The sequence below is a fragment of the Streptomyces boninensis genome, assembly GCF_048572725.1.
GTDB lineage: Bacteria > Actinomycetota > Actinomycetes > Streptomycetales > Streptomycetaceae > Streptomyces > Streptomyces boninensis.
Window position 1 is genome coordinate 5862144 of sequence record NZ_CP183837.1, and the last position, 15489, is coordinate 5877632.

At 70.4% G+C, this 15489-nt stretch carries 14 protein-coding genes; 8 read left to right on the plus strand and 6 right to left on the minus strand.

The annotated features are described in order from the left end of the window. Nucleotides 1-114: 114 nt before the first annotated feature. Together groES and groL are read left to right on the plus strand one after the other, a co-directional pair. The gene (gene groES, locus ACNNMR_RS26965) at nt 115-423 is read left to right on the plus strand and encodes a co-chaperone GroES (RefSeq protein WP_419997260.1); all 309 of its coding nucleotides are present in this window, start codon (nt 115-117) and stop codon (nt 421-423) included. A gap of 123 nt (nt 424-546) precedes the next feature. Further along, complete coding sequence (groL, locus tag ACNNMR_RS26970; RefSeq protein ID WP_419997261.1) at nt 547-2172, plus strand: chaperonin GroEL; 1626 nt, start codon at nt 547-549, stop codon at nt 2170-2172. A 64-nt stretch (nt 2173-2236) separates the two neighbouring features. On the opposite strand, the gene ACNNMR_RS26975 is transcribed toward groL, so the two are convergent. From ACNNMR_RS26975 to ACNNMR_RS26985, 3 genes are all read right to left on the minus strand, one after another. Continuing rightward, a complete protein-coding gene (locus ACNNMR_RS26975; RefSeq protein WP_419997262.1) occupies nt 2237-3010 on the minus strand; it encodes an SDR family NAD(P)-dependent oxidoreductase in 774 nt (257 codons plus the stop codon). Between the two features lie 10 nt (nt 3011-3020). Then, nucleotides 3021-4550: a multicopper oxidase family protein gene (locus tag ACNNMR_RS26980; protein WP_419997263.1), complete on the minus strand. Its 1530-nt coding sequence runs from the start codon at nt 4548-4550 to the stop codon at nt 3021-3023. 95 nt (nt 4551-4645) lie between these two features. After that, nucleotides 4646-5314: an MOSC domain-containing protein gene (locus ACNNMR_RS26985; RefSeq protein WP_419997264.1), complete on the minus strand. Its 669-nt coding sequence runs from the start codon at nt 5312-5314 to the stop codon at nt 4646-4648. Nucleotides 5315-5402: 88 nt separating this feature from the next. Between ACNNMR_RS26985 and ACNNMR_RS26990 the strand changes: the two genes are divergently transcribed. Further along, nucleotides 5403-6305 carry a LysR family transcriptional regulator gene (locus ACNNMR_RS26990; RefSeq protein WP_419997265.1) on the plus strand — a complete coding sequence of 301 codons (903 nt, stop codon included), beginning with the start codon at nt 5403-5405 and terminating at the stop codon, nt 6303-6305. A gap of 61 nt (nt 6306-6366) precedes the next feature. Here ACNNMR_RS26990 and ACNNMR_RS26995 read toward each other — a convergent pair whose 3' ends face one another. Beyond that, entirely contained in the window at nt 6367-6675 is a 309-nt protein-coding gene (locus ACNNMR_RS26995) for a WhiB family transcriptional regulator (protein WP_419997266.1), read from the minus strand. A gap of 319 nt (nt 6676-6994) precedes the next feature. Between ACNNMR_RS26995 and ACNNMR_RS27000 the strand changes: the two genes are divergently transcribed. From ACNNMR_RS27000 to ACNNMR_RS27015, 4 genes are all read left to right on the plus strand, one after another. Beyond that, nucleotides 6995-7606: a response regulator transcription factor gene (locus ACNNMR_RS27000; RefSeq protein WP_003948568.1), complete on the plus strand. Its 612-nt coding sequence runs from the start codon at nt 6995-6997 to the stop codon at nt 7604-7606. A 254-nt stretch (nt 7607-7860) separates the two neighbouring features. Beyond that, on the plus strand, nt 7861-8451 hold the full coding sequence (gene shbA / locus ACNNMR_RS27005; protein ID WP_419997267.1) for an RNA polymerase sigma factor ShbA: 591 nt from the start codon (nt 7861-7863) through the stop codon (nt 8449-8451). 105 nt (nt 8452-8556) lie between these two features. Then, on the plus strand, nt 8557-10065 hold the full coding sequence (guaB, locus tag ACNNMR_RS27010) for an IMP dehydrogenase (RefSeq protein WP_419997268.1): 1509 nt from the start codon (nt 8557-8559) through the stop codon (nt 10063-10065). 52 nt (nt 10066-10117) lie between these two features. After that, nucleotides 10118-11233: a GuaB3 family IMP dehydrogenase-related protein gene (locus ACNNMR_RS27015; protein WP_419997269.1), complete on the plus strand. Its 1116-nt coding sequence runs from the start codon at nt 10118-10120 to the stop codon at nt 11231-11233. A gap of 79 nt (nt 11234-11312) precedes the next feature. Here the strand turns inward: ACNNMR_RS27015 and ACNNMR_RS27020 are convergent, their stop codons facing one another. Both ACNNMR_RS27020 and ACNNMR_RS27025 read right to left on the minus strand, forming a co-directional pair. Then, complete coding sequence (locus ACNNMR_RS27020) at nt 11313-11843, minus strand: hypothetical protein (protein ID WP_419997270.1); 531 nt, start codon at nt 11841-11843, stop codon at nt 11313-11315. Nucleotides 11844-11994: 151 nt separating this feature from the next. Further along, on the minus strand, nt 11995-13257 hold the full coding sequence (locus ACNNMR_RS27025; RefSeq protein WP_419997271.1) for a nucleotide sugar dehydrogenase: 1263 nt from the start codon (nt 13255-13257) through the stop codon (nt 11995-11997). A 250-nt stretch (nt 13258-13507) separates the two neighbouring features. Here ACNNMR_RS27025 and ACNNMR_RS27030 point away from each other — a divergent pair, with 250 nt between their 5' ends. Then, nucleotides 13508-15214 carry a glycerol-3-phosphate dehydrogenase/oxidase gene (locus ACNNMR_RS27030; protein ID WP_419997272.1) on the plus strand — a complete coding sequence of 569 codons (1707 nt, stop codon included), beginning with the start codon at nt 13508-13510 and terminating at the stop codon, nt 15212-15214. Nucleotides 15215-15489 lie beyond the last annotated feature (275 nt).

The window sequence follows — 15489 nt, forward strand, 5'->3', positions numbered from 1 at the left end:
ACTGGAGAGTGCCAACCAGCGACGAGGCAGGTCCGGCACCCGCGACGACGGGCCTACCAGGTCGCCACCCCAGACATTCAACCCCGTGAGATCTGAGAAGGGGGAGGTCGGAAAGTGACGACCGCCAGCACCAAGGTTGCCATCAAGCCGCTCGAGGACCGCATTGTGGTCCAGCCGCTCGACGCCGAGCAGACCACGGCCTCGGGCCTGGTCATTCCGGACACCGCCAAGGAGAAGCCCCAGGAGGGCGTCGTCCTGGCCGTGGGCCCGGGCCGCTACGAGGACGGTCAGCGGCTGCCGCTCGACGTCAAGGTCGGCGACGTCGTGCTCTACAGCAAGTACGGCGGCACCGAGGTGAAGTACAACGGCGAGGACTACCTCGTGCTTTCGGCTCGCGACGCGCTCGCGATCATCGAGAAGTAAGCGACTTCACCTTCGCCAGCTTCGCCAGAAGCGAAAAGCATTTCCGCTCGCGCCCCGGTACCCGTGTCTGACCACCAGACCAGGGGCCGGGGCGCGGCACTTTGAGAGGACATTCGCAGCCCTATGGCCAAGATCCTGAAGTTCGACGACGACGCCCGGAAGGCCCTCGAGCGCGGCGTCAACAAGCTTGCCGACACGGTCAAGGTGACGATCGGCCCCAAGGGCCGCAATGTCGTCATCGACAAGAAGTTCGGCGCCCCGACGATCACCAACGACGGCGTCACCATCGCCCGTGAGGTCGAGGTCGAGGACCCGTACGAGAACCTCGGCGCGCAGCTGGTGAAGGAGGTGGCGACCAAGACCAACGACATCGCGGGTGACGGCACCACCACCGCCACCGTGCTGGCGCAGGCGCTGGTCCGCGAGGGCCTGCGCAATGTCGCCGCCGGCGCCTCCCCGGCCTCCCTGAAGCGCGGCATCGACGCCGCCGTGAAGGCCATCTCGGACGACCTGCTCGCCACCGCGCGGCCGATCGACGAGAAGTCCGACATCGCCGCCGTGGCCGCGCTCTCCGCGCAGGACCAGCAGGTCGGCGACCTCATCGCCGAGGCGATGGACAAGGTCGGCAAGGACGGTGTGATCACCGTCGAGGAGTCCAACACCTTCGGCGTGGAGCTCGACTTCACCGAGGGCATGGCCTTCGACAAGGGCTACCTGTCGCACTACATGGTCTCCGACCAGGAGCGCATGGAGGCCGTGCTGGAGGACCCGTACATCCTCATCACCCAGGGCAAGATCGGCTCGATCCAGGAGCTGCTGCCGCTGCTGGAGAAGGTCATGCAGGCGGGCTCCTCCAAGCCGCTGCTGATCATCGCCGAGGACGTCGAGGGCGAGGCCCTGTCGACCCTGGTCGTGAACAAGATCCGCGGCACCTTCAACTCGGTGGCCGTCAAGGCCCCGGGCTTCGGCGACCGCCGCAAGGCGATGCTCGGCGACATGGCGACCCTCACCGGCGCCACCGTCGTGTCCGAGGAGGTCGGCCTCAAGCTCGACCAGGCCGGGCTCGAGGTGCTGGGCACCGCGCGCCGCGTGGTCGTCACCAAGGACGACACCACGATCGTCGACGGTGCCGGCAAGTCCGAGGACGTGCAGGGCCGGGTCGCGCAGATCAAGGCCGAGATCGAGGCCACCGACTCCGACTGGGACCGCGAGAAGCTGCAGGAGCGCCTCGCCAAGCTGGCCGGCGGCGTCTGCGTCATCTCCGTCGGCGCGGCCACCGAGGTCGAGCTGAAGGAGCGCAAGCACCGTCTGGAGGACGCCATCTCCGCGACCCGCGCCGCGGTCGAGGAGGGCATCGTCTCCGGTGGCGGCTCCGCGCTGGTGCACGCCGGCAAGGTGCTCGAGGGCTCGCTGGGCCTGGAGGGCGACGAGGCGACCGGTGTCGCGATCGTCCGCCGCGCCGTCGTCGAGCCGCTGCGCTGGATCGCCGAGAACGCCGGCGTCGAGGGCTACGTCGTCACCACCAAGGTGTCGGAGCTCGACAAGGGCCAGGGCTACAACGCCGCCACCGGCGAGTACGGCGACCTGGTGAAGGCCGGCGTCCTCGACCCGGTCAAGGTCACCCGCTCCGCGCTGGAGAACGCCGCCTCGATCGCCTCGCTGCTCCTCACCACCGAGTCCCTCGTGGTGGAGAAGCCCGAGGAGGAGGAGCCGGAGGCCGCGGGCCACGGCCACGGGCACTCCCACTGAGGTAGCTACGCACCAGGGCCCGGCGGCCCCGCTTTCGAGCGGGGGCGCCGGGCCCCGGCGTTTCCTACTGCGGGCCGTACTTCCTGCCCGTCGTCGAGGACACCTTGCCCAGCAGATTCCTGGGCACCAGCTTCGACGCGCCCAGCAGCGCCTTGTAGCGCGGGTCCGGGATGGACACCGCCTTCCCCTTCGCCAGGTCGGTCATCGCCGCCGCCACGACGCGGTCCGCGTCCAGCCACATCCACGACGGGATGCTGTCCGTCCCCATCCCCGCCCGGGAGTGGAATTCCGTCCGTACGAAGCCGGGGCACAGGGCCATCAGCCGGACGCCCGACCCGGTCAGGTCCTTGGCGATGCCCTGCGTGAACTGGACGACCCAGGCCTTGCTCGCCCCGTACGTCCCGCGCGGGACGAAGGCCGCGACCGAGGCGACATTGATCACCCCGCCGCGCCCCCGCTCCCGCATCGGCGCGACCGCCGCCGACGTCAGCCGCAGCACCGCCTCGCAGTGCACCTTGAGCATCCGCAGCTCGTCGGCCATCGGGACCTCCAGGTAGCGGCCCTTGTGGCCGAACCCGGCGTTGTTGACCAGCAGCCCCACCGGGCGGTCGGTGGCCGCCAGCCGCGCCTCCACGGCCGCGATGCCCGCCTCCGTCGCCAGATCGGCGGGCAGCACCTCCGCCTCGACCCGGTGCCGGTCGGTGAGCTCGGCGGCCTGTTTGCGCAGGCGGGCGGCGTCCCGGGCGACCAGCACCAGGTCGTGTCCGTCCGCGGCGAGCCGGCGTGCGAAGGCGGCGCCGAGGCCGGCCGTCGATCCCGTGATGAGCGCAGTCGTCATGGGCCCAAAACTAATGGTGGTCCCCGTGTCCCGGCACCTTGCCCGCGCCCTGACCCGGCTCGACGACCACGAACTGGCCCATCATGCCGCCGTCCTCATGAGAGAGCAGGTGGCAGTGGTACATGTACGGCGTATCGGGGTCCGCGGGGCCCGTGAAGCGCAGCGCCAGCCGCATCTTCGTGCCCGGCGGTACGAAGACCGTGTCCTTCGGGCCGCGCAGGTGCGGCGGCGGCTTGGCGCCGTTCACCTCCAGGACGCGGAACTGCACGTCGTGGACGTGGAAGTTGTGCTGGGTGCCGTCGCCGTTGCGGACGTTCCAGATCTCCGTGGTGCCGCGGGTGACGGTCGCGTCGATGCGGTCCATCGCCATCGCTTTGCCGTTGATCCCGCTGGTGATCAGGTCGAAGGAGCGCTCGCTGGCTATCTCGCCCTTGCCGTCGGGCACCTCCAGCGCGTCGGCGAGCCGGTCGGGCAGCGCGGGCGCCGGGCGCAGCTGCTTCGCCGCGCGCAGCTCCATGACGTCGAAGGAGTCGTCCCCGCCGCCGAAGCGGTTGCCCAGGAAGTCGCCGACCTCGTACGGATATGAGCGCAGCACCGTCCGCTCGCCCGGCTTCATCCGCACCACGACCTCGGCGCGCTCGCCGGGGGAGAGCTTGAGGCGCTTCATCGCGGCCGGCTTCTCCAGCAGGCCGCCGTCGGTGCCGATGAGCGCGAAGCGGCGGTCGTCGTCGAAGCCGAAGTTGTAGACCCGGGCGGTGGAGGCGTTGAGCAGCCGCAGCCGGATCGTCTCGTCCTTGACCTGGTGGTACGGGGCCAGGGTGCCGTTCACCATGGTGCGGTCGCCCAGGAAGCCGGTGGACTGCATCATGCCGTGGCCGTGGTCGAACTTCGCGCCGTCGAAGCGGACGTCCTGCACCATCACCGGGACGTCATTAACCCCGTACTTGTCGGGCAGCGGCAGCTTGGCCGCCTTCTTGTCGTCCAGGATGAACATCCCGGCGAGGCCCTTCTGGACGTGCTGCTCGGTCTTGCCGTGCGGGTGCGGGTGGTACCAGAGGGTGGAGGCCGGCTGGTCGATCTTCCAGTGCGGCGACCAGGAGGCGCCGGGCTCGACCATCTGGTGCGGGCCGCCGTCCATCGCTGCGGGGAGGTGCATGCCGTGCCAGTGGACGGTGGAGGCTTCCTTGAGGCCGTTGTCGACGTTCACCCGGACCTTCTCGCCGCGCTCGGCGCGCAGCGTCGGGCCGAGGTACGACCCGTTGAAGCCCCAGGTCGGAGTCTTCTGCCCGGGCCGGAACTCGGTCTCGCCGGCCTGCATGTCCAGGTCGAAGACCCGGGTGCCGTCCTTGGCGACCCGCGACTTCGCCTGCTCCGGTATGGCGAGCCGCTGCGCGAAGTCCACCTCGCCGACGGTGGAGACCTCGGCCTTCGCGTACAGCCACGCCACCGTGCCGGCCAGGCCGCCGGCGAGCACGGCGATCACCACGCCGAGGATGATCAGTATCCGCTTGAGCCTGAGCCGTCCACGCTTCTTCGTCATGTGTCAGAGTCTGCTGACAGGTGGGGCGCGGCAGCATCGGGCCTTACCCGGAGCCGGCCCCCGTACGACCCTGAGCCGGCTCTCGGGGTGGTCCCTCAGTCCAGCAGCTCGGCCTTGCGCAGGATGTCGATCGTCTCGTGGTGCAGCACGTCCACCGCGGGCAGCAGCCGCGGCAGCAGCTCCCGCTGCGTGGTCGAGGCGCGGAACCACAGCTCGACGGTGACGTCGTGGTCCGGGCGGTGCACGACCTCGATAGCGTCGCCCGCGGCCACCTCGCCCGGCTCCAGCACCCGCAGATACACCCCCGGAATCGCCGCCTCCGTGAATCGCTTCACCCAGCCCTGCTCGTCCAGGAACCCGGCGAACGTACGGCACGGAATGCGGCCGCCGGCGATCTCCAGCAGCGGGCCGCGGTCGCCCCCGACCCGCCAGCGCTCGCCGACGAGGGCGGCGCCGAGGTCGTGTCCGGCGACGGTGAGGTTCTCGCCGAAGGCGCCGTTCTGCAGCTCGCGGCCGAGCTCGCGGGCCCAGGTGTCCAAGTCCTCGCGGGCGTACGCGTAAACGGCCTGGTCATTGCCGCCGTGGACGCGCTGGTCGCCGATGGTGTCGCCGGCCAGGCCGCTGCGGCCCTTGCGCTCCTGCTGGGGCGAGGCGACATCGACCGGGCCGTCGACCGGGCGCTTGTCGATGCCGGTGATGTTTTCGGGGGCGCCGGTGTAGTCGACGTGCTTGGGAGAACCGATATTCACGGTGAGCAGCTGCATCCCCGCACCGTAACCCGCGCCTGAGACGCGCCTCAAAGCGAAATCGGCCGCGTACGCAATAGCCCTAAGGCTCCCTTATGGTGGAGTCATGTTCGAAGCCCGTCACCTCCGCGTGCTGCGCGCCGTCGCGGCCACCGGTTCGTACTCCGCCGCCGCCCGCGAGCTGGGCTGCACCCAGCCCGCCGTATCGCAGCAGATGAAGGCCCTGGAGCAGGCCGCGGGCACGCCGCTGCTGGTCCGCACCGGTCGGGAGACGCGGCTGACGCAGGCGGGCGAGGCGCTGGTGCGGCACGCGGCCGGGATCCTCGCCGGGCTGACCGCCGCCGAGGAGGAGGTCGCCGCGATCGCCGGGCTGCGGGCCGGGCGGGTGCGCCTCGTCTCGTTCCCGAGCGGCAGCTCGATGCTGGTGCCGGCGGCGCTGGCGGCGATGCGGAAGGAGCACCCGGGGACGCGGGTGCAGCTCGTGGACGCGGAGCCGCCGCGCTCCGTGGAGATGCTGCGCGAGGGGGACTGCGAGATCGCGCTCGCCTTCCGGTACGAGTCGCCGCGCGATCCCGCGGCCGCGGGGGAGTGGGACGACCTTGTCGTACGCCCCCTGCGCTCCGATCCGCTGCTCGGGCTCGTACCGGAGGGGCATCCGGCGGCCGCCGCCGGAAAGATCGCGATCGAGGACCTCGCGGACGACGCCTGGATCGCGGGGTGCCCGCGGTGCCGTACGCACCTGGTGGAGGTCTGCGAGCGGGCCGGCTTCGCGCCGCGGATCGACTTCGCGACGGACGACCTGCCGGCGGTGGTCGGCCTGGTCGGCGCGGGGCTCGGGGTGGCGGCGCTGCCGGAGCTGGCGGTGTCGGCGGTGCGGCCGCCGGAGGGGGTGGCGGTGGTGCGGATCGCTCCCGCGGTGGAGCGGGAGGTGGTCGCGCTTACGTTGCCGGACTTGGCGCCGGTGCCGGCGGTGGCGGCGATGCTGGAGAAGCTGGCCGCCGCAAGCTGAATGACAAGCCCGCCCGATAACAAGCCCGCCCGGCGTTTGAGGGCGAGCGGCGCAGCCGCCGTCAGTTAACGGGCTGATGCGTGGGCGCACGATGCCGGGCCCTGCCCATCAGCTCCTCGCGCTCGTCCTCCGTCAGGCCGCCCCATACGCCGTACGGCTCGCGGACCGCCAGCGCGTGCGCCGCGCACTCGGCGCGTACCGGACAGCGCATGCATACCTCCTTGGCGGATGCCTCCCGTGCGCTGCGTGCGGCGCCGCGCTCGCCCTCCGGGTGGAAGAAGAGCGAGCTGTCGACCCCGCGGCATGCGGCGAGGAGCTGCCAGTCCCAGAGGTCTGCGTTGGGACCGGGAAGCCGGGAGAAATCTGCCATTGGGTATCCCCTTGAAAGCGGTGCATGAGGGACTCGGACGAACTGTACGTAAATAGTACTCTTCGCTTTATTCCCCATGACCAGGCATGAAAGCCTCCAAAATGGACCAAACGGGTCACCCTTAAGACGGCCTCAAGGGCCGCATTCGGCTCTATGGCGTGTTCGCGCAAACACGTAGAGTGCGGAATCAGTGGGATCTCCGGTCGGGAGCCCGTAACTCTTTCGAGTGACCGTCGTTGAGAGTGCGGAAACGCTTCAAAACAAGTTCGCATCAGCCCTGGAGGCTCAAGGTGACGCGCATCAGCTCCGGAGGACGGCCATGACATCGGTCCTCGTCTGCGACGACTCCCCGCTTGCCCGAGAGGCGCTCCGCCGCGCGGTCGCGACCGTGCCCGGCGTCGAGCGTGTGACGACGGCGGCCAACGGCGAGGAAGTCCTCCGCCGCTGGGGTGCCGACCGTTCGGACCTGATTCTGATGGACGTACGCATGCCCGGTCTGGGCGGCGTCGAGACGGTGCGGCGGCTGCTTTCGGCCGACCCAGGCGCGCGGATCATCATGCTGACGGTCGCCGAGGACCTCGACGGCGTCGCGCTCGCGGTCGCCGCCGGCGCCCGCGGCTATCTGCACAAGGACGCGTCCCGCGCCGAGCTGCGCGCGACCGTCACGCAGGCGCTCGCCGATCCGACCTGGCGGCTCGCCCCGCGGCGGCTGCGCTCGGCCGAGATGGGCGCCGCGCCCACGCTCACCGCGCGCGAGATCCAGGTGCTCGAAGGCATGAGCCACGGCCGGTCCAATGCCGAGATCGGACGTGAGCTTTTTCTCTCCGAGGACACCGTCAAGACGCATGCACGGCGGCTGTTCAAGAAGCTGGGCGCCTCCGACCGGGCGCATGCCGTGGCCCTCGGTTTCCGCTGGGGCCTGGTCCGCTGAGCTGCTCCGCTGCGTCTCCGCCCGCACCGCGCGGGCGGGGCGGCGGGCCCGACCACAACGGGGGATTCGGAGCCCGCAACCTTCGGGGGACACCGCTTCGCCGCGCGATGGCGCATGCTTGAAGGATGACGGGCCTCGGGGACGGCATCAGCCGGGAAGGTGTTGAGGTGAACGCCGCGCCATCTCATAACGCTTCGGTCTACAACGACAGCCCGGGTGCCGCGAAAGATTCGGCGGCGAGGCACCATGGACAGATGCGCGCCGACGAACCCCCGTCCATCGGTGCCCTCGTGCACCGAGCGGCCGAGGGGGACGAACAGGCCACACACGACCTGCTCGCCCATGTGCACCCACTCGCGCTGCGCTATGTGCGCACGCGGCTGCAGCGGTTGCCGGGCGATGCCCGGCACTTCACCGACGACCTCGCCCAGGAGGTCTGCCTCGCGGTGCTCTGCGCGCTGCCGCGCTACCGGGACACCGGGCGCCCCTTCGAAGCGTTTGTCTTCGCCATCGCCGCGCACAAGGTCGCGGATCTGCAGCGGGCCGCGATGCGCGGGCCCGGGTCCACTGCGGTGCCGTCGGACGAGATGCCCGAGCGGCCCGACGATTCGCTCGGTCCCGAGGAGCGGGCACTGCTCTCCAGCGATGCGGAGTGGGCCAAGAAGCTGCTGAGCCGGCTGCCGGTGGCGCAGCGTGAGCTGCTGCTGCTTCGGGTCGCGGTCGGGCTGACGGCCGAGGAGACCGGGCGGCGGCTGGGAATGTCCCCTGGGGCCGTACGGGTCGCGCAGCATCGCGCGCTCAGCCGGCTGCGGGAGCTTGCGGCCGGCCGGGCGGCGGCTGGGTAGCCAGTCGGTCAGGCGTTTTGTAGGGACCTACGACTGTGTCAAGCACCCTTCAGCGGTCGTTACCATGGACGTTCCCCGCCGGGCAAGACCCACTGGAAGGACGTCATGACTGACAGCGCCGTCGACGGAGTTCCCGCCAAATTCGCCACTCTCGGGCTGACCTACGACGACGTGCTGCTGCTGCCGGGCGCCGCCGACATGGCCCCGCAGGACATCGACACCTCCTCGCACGTATCCAAGAACGTCAAGGTGAACGTCCCGCTGCTCTCCGCGGCCATGGACAAGGTCACCGAGTCCCGGATGGCCATCGCCATGGCCCGCCAGGGCGGCGCGGGCGTGCTGCACCGGAATCTGTCCATCGAGGACCAGGCCAGCAAGGTCGACCAGGTCAAGCGGTCCGAGTCCGGCATGGTCACCGACCCGATCACCATCCGTCCCGAGGCGACGCTGCGGGAGGCGGACGAGCTGTGCCGGCGCTTCCGGATCAGCGGCGTGCCGGTCACCGACGCCGCCGGCAAGCTGCTCGGCATCGTGACCAACCGCGACATGGCCTTCGAGTCCGACCGCGACCAGCAGGTGCGCGAGGTCATGACGCCGATGCCGCTGGTCACCGGCAAGGTCGGGACCACCGGCCCGGAGGCCATGGAGCTGCTGCGCAAGCACAAGATCGAGAAGCTGCCGCTGGTGGACGAGGGCGGCGTTCTCAAGGGTCTGATCACGGTCAAGGACTTCGTGAAGGCCGAGAAGTACCCGAACGCCTCCAAGGACAGCGAAGGCCGGCTCGTCGTCGGCGCCGCGGTCGGCGTCGCCGGGGACGCTTACGAGCGGGCCTCCGCGCTCGCCGAGGCGGGGGCGGACTTCATCGTCGTCGACACCGCCCACGGCCACTCCCGGCTGGTCGCCGACATGGCCGCGAAGATCAAGTCGAACCACGCGGTGGATGTCGTCGCCGGCAATATCGCCACCCGCGACGGCGCCCAGGCGCTCGTCGACGCCGGCGTGGACGGCATCAAGGTCGGCGTCGGCCCCGGCTCCATCTGCACCACCCGCGTCGTCGCCGGCATCGGCGTCCCGCAGGTCACCGCGATCTACGAGGCCGCGCTCGCCGCCAAGGAGGCCGGCGTGCCGGTCATCGGCGACGGCGGCCTGCAGTACTCCGGCGACATCGGCAAGGCGATCGTCGCCGGCGCCGACACCGTCATGCTCGGCTCGCTGCTGGCGGGCTGCGAGGAGTCGCCGGGCGAGCTGCTCTTCATCAACGGCAAGCAGTTCAAGTCGTACCGCGGCATGGGCTCCATCGGCGCCATGCAGACCCGCGGCGGCTCGAAGTCGTACTCGAAGGACCGCTACTTCCAGGAAGAGGTCAAGAGCGACGACCAGCTGATCGCCGAGGGCATCGAGGGGCAGGTGCCGTACCGCGGCCCGCTCTCCTCCGTCGTGCACCAGCTGACCGGCGGTCTGCGCCAGTCGATGTTCTACGTCGGCGGCCGCACCATCCCGGAGATGCAGGCCCGCGGCCGCTTCGTGCGGATCACCTCGGCGGGCCTGAAGGAGTCGCACCCGCACGACATCCAGATGACCACCGAGGCGCCGAACTACAGCCCCCGCGGCTGATCGCGATCGCTGATGGATACTGGTTCCGGTATCCGTATGGGAAAGGCACACAGTGACTGAGATCGAGATCGGGCGGGGCAAGCGCGGGCGGAAGGCGTACGCGTTCGACGACATCGCCATCGTGCCGAGCAGGCGCACCCGCGACCCGAAGGAGGTCTCGATCGCCTGGCAGATCGATGCCTACCGCTTCGAGCTGCCCTTCCTCGCCGCGCCGATGGACTCGGTGGTCTCTCCGGCCACCGCCATCCGGATCGGCGAGCTGGGCGGCCTCGGGGTGCTGAACCTCGAGGGCCTGTGGACGCGGTACGAGGACCCGGAGCCGCTGCTCGCCGAGATCGCCGAGCTGGACGGCAATACGGCGACGAAGCGGATGCAGGAGATCTACGCCGAGCCGATCAAGGAAGAGCTGATCGGCCAGCGGATCAAGGAGGTGCGGGACTCCGGCGTCACCACCGCCGCGGCGCTCTCGCCGCAGCGGACGGCGCAGTTCTCCAAGGCCGTCGTGGACGCCGGCGTCGACCTCTTCGTCATCCGCGGCACGACCGTTTCCGCGGAGCACGTGTCCGGCGCCGCCGAGCCGCTCAACCTGAAGCAGTTCATCTACGAGCTCGACGTCCCGGTCGTCGTCGGCGGCTGCGCCACGTACACCGCGGCGCTGCACCTGATGCGTACCGGCGCGGCCGGCGTGCTGGTCGGCTTCGGCGGCGGGGCCGCGCACACCACCCGTAACGTGCTGGGCATTCAGGTGCCGATGGCCACCGCGGTCGCCGACGTGGCCGCGGCCCGGCGGGACTACATGGACGAGTCCGGCGGCCGGTACGTGCACGTGATCGCCGACGGCGGCGTGGGCTGGTCCGGCGACCTGCCGAAGGCCGTCGCGTGCGGCGCCGACGCCGTCATGATGGGCTCGCCGCTGGCGCGCGCCGAGGACGCGCCTGGGCGCGGGCACCACTGGGGCATGGAGGCCGTGCACGAGGACGTGCCGCGCGGCAAGGTCATGGACCTCGGCGCGGTGGGGACGACCGAGGAGATCCTGCTCGGCCCGGCGCACACCCCGGACGGCTCGATGAACTTCTTCGGCGCGCTGCGGCGGTCGATGGCCACGACCGGGTACTCCGAGCTGAAGGAGTTCCAGCGGGTGGAGGTCACGGTCGCCCGGTCGCGCTAGCGAGCGCGCAGACCAAAGCCCCGCGCCCCGGACGGAGAGATCCGTCCGGGGCGCGGGGCTTTGCGGTGCTGCGGGCTGCTTACTTGCCCGTACGGGTCGCGACGCTCACCGCGGCGGCCGGGGCCAGCAGGAAGAAGATGTAGTTCAGCGCGTCCGCGTCTTCCTTCCAGCCGTCGAAGAGGTCGCCGAAGTGCTCGAAGAAGATCTCCGTGGTGGCCGGGGCGCCCGGCACGTACTCGTTCATGATGAGCGCGTAGCCGTACAGCTCGCCGAGGAAGACGGACGCCAGCGCGAGCACCGCGCCGATGACCCAGACGGCGATGTTGCGGCCGGCCAGCTTGCCGGCCGCGGCGCCTATGAGCGCGCCGACGATGATGGCCACGTAGCCGATCTGCGTGACCTCGCCCTTGTCCTCGTTGAAGGTCGCCTTCAGCACGTACGCGTACGCGATGCCGAGGACGGCCGCGGCGACGACCGCGACGATGATGCCGAGCGCGGCGTTGCCGCTGCGCTGCGGGACCTGCGGTGCGAACTGGCCGGCCGGGGCCGGACCGCCGAAGGCGCCGGGCTGCTGATTCTGGTCTTGAGGCTGCTGCCAGGGCTGGCTCATGGGTGTTGGATCCCCCGGGGACGTTAGATGTTGGCGGTCCGGGCCTCCAAGTTGAGCGGCAAGGCACGAACCGTGAGCAGGTGCGCACGCTAGCAGTTGTGGTGTGCGCGCCAACAAGCCCCCTCTGGGTCTCGTGACACTACTGGGACAACTACAGGCGGTGTGCGGCGCCCGCCGGCGCCGCACCCCTGGTGTCCAGCATCAGCTGCGCCTTCACCGCGAGCCCCTGGAGGTCGTACGTCCTGTGGTGCTGCAGCAGCACAGTCAGGTCGGCGGCGGAGACGGCGTCGTAGAGCGAGTCGGCGCGCTCGACCGTACGGCCCTGGATCTGCCAGTCCGTCACATACGGGTCGTGGAAGCTCAGTTCCGCGCCCAGCTCGCGCAGCCGGGAGCCGATCTCCCGGGCCGGGGAGTTCTCGGTGTCGGCGAGGTCGGGCTTGTACGTGACGCCGAGGAGGAGGATGCGGGCGCCGCGGGCGGACTTGCCGTGCTCGTTGAGGAGTTGCGCGCAGCGCTGGGTGACGTAGCGCGGCATCCGGGAGTTGACCTCCTGGGCCAGCTCGACCATGCGGAGGGGATAGCCGAGGCTGCGCGACTCGTACGGGAGATAGGTGGGGTCGACCGCGACGCCGTGGCCGCCGACGCCGGGGCCCGGGCGGAAGGCCTGGAAGCCGAAGGGCTTGGACTCGGCGCAGCGGATCACGTCCCACAGGTCGACGCCGAGGTCGTGGCAGAACCACGACATCTCGTTGACCAGGGCGATGTTGACGTGCCGGTAGTTGTTCTCCAGGACCTTGACCGCCTCGGCCTCGCGCGGGCCGCGGGCGCGTACGACACGGTCGGTGAGCCGCCCGTAGAAGGCGGCGGCGGCCTCGGTGCAGGCCGGGGTGAGGCCGCCGATCACCTTCGGGGTGTTGCCGTAGCCGTGGCTGCGGCTGCCCGGGTCGAGGCGGCCGGGGGAGTAGGCGAGGTGGAAGTCGCGGCCGGCGCGCAGCCCTGAGCCGTCTTCGAGGAGGGTGCGGAGGAGGCCCTGGGTGGTGCCCGGGTAGACCGTCGACTCCAGGAGGACGGTCGTACGGGGGCGCAGCCGGGCGGCGAGGGTGCGGGCGGCCGTCTCCAGGGCGCTCAGGTCGAGGGCGCGGTGTTCGCCGAGCGGGGTGGGGACGCAGAGCGCGGCGGTACGGACCCGGCCGAGCGCCGCCGGGTCGGCGGTGGCGGTGAAGCCGTGGGCGAGCATCCGGCGCAGCTCGGCGGCGGAGAGCGAGCCGTCGGCGGGCGGTCTGCCCGCCATCAGCTCGGCGACCGTGCGCGGGTCGGGGTCGTAGGCGAGCGTGGTGATCCCGGCGGCGGTGGCGGCCTGGGCGAGCGGGAGGCCGTGGTGGCCGAGGCCGACGACGGCGAGGTCTGCGGGCATGGGGGCCGTCCTTCCTGGCTCGCGGGCGCGGGGCGCGCGGGTGCGCGCTCGTGGGTCAGTTGTCAGGCTAAGGGCATATATGACAGGAATTCCGTATTGAGGTGATCTTGGCGGTCACGGTGTTGCGGACCGGAGCGCAGGGCACCCGGTGCCATTGCGTTCGCACGGTGGCTGTAAGTCCGGGATGCGGACAGAATCGAGAGACGGCGCACATCTTTTGAACGGCACAGCCGTCCAGCGGGAGGCAGCGGTGAGGACAGTCAAACTGGGGCCTGAGGAGCGGGGCACGGCCCTCGCTCAGATGGCGGAGCGCGAGCTGGACGTACTCGTGGTGGGCGGCGGCGTCGTCGGCGCCGGCACGGTGCTCGACGCGGCCACGCGCGGGCTCGCCACGGGTCTCGTCGAGGCCCGGGACTACGCCTCCGGCACGTCGAGCCGGTCGAGCAAGCTGATCCACGGCGGGCTCCGGTATCTGGAGATGCTGGACTTCACGCTGGTCAGAGAGGCGCTGAAGGAGCGTGGGCTGCTGACGCAGAAGATCGCGCCGCATCTGGTGAAGCCGGTGCCGTTCCTGTATCCGCTGCAGCACAAGGGCTGGGAGCGGCTCTACGCGGGCACGGGCGTCGCGCTGTACGACGTCATGGCGATGGCCAAGGGCCACGGGCGAGGGATGCCGGGCCACCGGCACCTGAGCAAGCGGCACGCCCTGCGGGAGGCGCCGTGCCTGAAGAAGGACGCGCTGGTGGGGGCGCTGCAGTACTACGACGCGCAGATGGATGACGCGCGCTATGTGGCCACCCTCATCCGAACGGCCGCATCGTACGGCGCGAAGGTCGCGAACCGGGCCCGGGTCATCGGCTTCCTGCGCGAGGGCGAGCGGGTCGTGGGCGTGCGGGTGCTCGATCTCGAGCAGGGCGGCGAGTTCGAGGTGCGGGCGCGGCAGGTCGTGAACGCGACCGGGGTGTGGACCGATGAGACGCAGGCGATGGTCGGGGAGCGAGGGCAGTTCCACGTACGGGCGTCGAAGGGCATCCATCTGGTGGTGCCGCGGGACCGGATCCACTCGTCGACCGGGCTGATTCTGCGGACCGAGAAGTCTGTTTTGTTCGTGATTCCGTGGGGGCGGCACTGGATCGTGGGCACGACGGATACGGACTGGGATCTGGACAAGGCGCATCCGGCTGCGTCTTCGGCGGATATCGACTACCTGCTTGAGCATGTGAATTCCGTGCTCGCGGTGCCGCTGACCAGGGATGACGTGGAAGGTGTGTACGCCGGCCTGCGGCCGCTGCTGGCGGGTGAGTCGGAGGCGACGAGCAAGCTGTCGCGGGAGCACACGGTGGCGCATCCGGTGCCGGGTCTTGTGGTGGTGGCGGGCGGGAAGTACACGACGTACCGCGTGATGGCCAAGGACGCGGTGGATGCGGCTGTGCACGGGCTGGATCAGCGGGTGGCGGAGTGTGTGACGGAGGATGTGCGGCTGCTTGGGGCCGAGGGCTATACGGCGCTGTGGAACGGGCGGGCCAGGACGGCCCAGCAGACCGGGCTGCATGTGGTGCGGATCGAGCATCTGCTCAATCGGTTCGGGTCGTTGGCGCAGGAGTTGTACGACTTGATCGCGGCCGACTCGTCGCTGGCGGAGCCGCTTACTGGGGCTGAGGACTATCTGCGGGCCGAGGTTGTGTACGCGGCGTCGCATGAGGGGGCGCGGCATCTGGATGATGTGCTGACGCGGCGGACGCGGATTTCGATCGAGACCTTTGACCGGGGTACGCGATGCGCACGGGAGTGCGCGGAGTTGATGGCGTCGGTGCTGGGGTGGGACAAGGATCAGATCGAGCGGGAGGTCGAGCATTACGCGGCTCGGGTGGCCGCGGAGCGGGAGTCGCAGCAGCAGCCGGATGACCAGACTGCCGATGCGGCGCGGCTCGGGGCGCCGGACATCGTGCCGCTTTAGAACCCTGTGGCTTCGCCACGGGGTCCTCAAGCGCCGGACGGGCTTGATGGTGGGTGGGCCGGGCCGAGTTCCGCGACACTGCCGAAAAAGCCCGCTTCGCTAAGACTTTTTCGGCAGCGTCGCTCCACTCGGCCCTCCTCCCGTGGGGATGGATCAAGCCGGCCGCTTACGCCTATTGCGCCGATCACCTGACCCTGGTCGGCTGACCCACCCGGAGCATCCGTCACAGCTCTGTCCCAGGCTCTGGGCGGGGTGGACCCGGGGCTTCCGCTGTC

What these genes read in the sequence shown, in the direction of transcription:
- groL (WP_419997261.1), top strand. Translation starts at nt 547, where the DNA reads ATGGCCAAGATCCTGAAGTTCGACGACGACGCCCGGAAGGCCCTCGAG.
- ACNNMR_RS26975 (WP_419997262.1), bottom strand. Translation starts at nt 3,010, where the DNA reads ATGACGACTGCGCTCATCACGGGATCGACGGCCGGCCTCGGCGCCGCC.
- ACNNMR_RS26980 (WP_419997263.1), bottom strand. Translation starts at nt 4,550, where the DNA reads ATGACGAAGAAGCGTGGACGGCTCAGGCTCAAGCGGATACTGATCATC.
- ACNNMR_RS26985 (WP_419997264.1), bottom strand. Translation starts at nt 5,314, where the DNA reads ATGCAGCTGCTCACCGTGAATATCGGTTCTCCCAAGCACGTCGACTAC.
- ACNNMR_RS26990 (WP_419997265.1), top strand. Translation starts at nt 5,403, where the DNA reads ATGTTCGAAGCCCGTCACCTCCGCGTGCTGCGCGCCGTCGCGGCCACC.
- ACNNMR_RS26995 (WP_419997266.1), bottom strand. Translation starts at nt 6,675, where the DNA reads ATGGCAGATTTCTCCCGGCTTCCCGGTCCCAACGCAGACCTCTGGGAC.
- ACNNMR_RS27000 (WP_003948568.1), top strand. Translation starts at nt 6,995, where the DNA reads ATGACATCGGTCCTCGTCTGCGACGACTCCCCGCTTGCCCGAGAGGCG.
- shbA (WP_419997267.1), top strand. Translation starts at nt 7,861, where the DNA reads ATGCGCGCCGACGAACCCCCGTCCATCGGTGCCCTCGTGCACCGAGCG.
- guaB (WP_419997268.1), top strand. Translation starts at nt 8,557, where the DNA reads ATGACTGACAGCGCCGTCGACGGAGTTCCCGCCAAATTCGCCACTCTC.
- ACNNMR_RS27020 (WP_419997270.1), bottom strand. Translation starts at nt 11,843, where the DNA reads ATGAGCCAGCCCTGGCAGCAGCCTCAAGACCAGAATCAGCAGCCCGGC.
- ACNNMR_RS27025 (WP_419997271.1), bottom strand. Translation starts at nt 13,257, where the DNA reads ATGCCCGCAGACCTCGCCGTCGTCGGCCTCGGCCACCACGGCCTCCCG.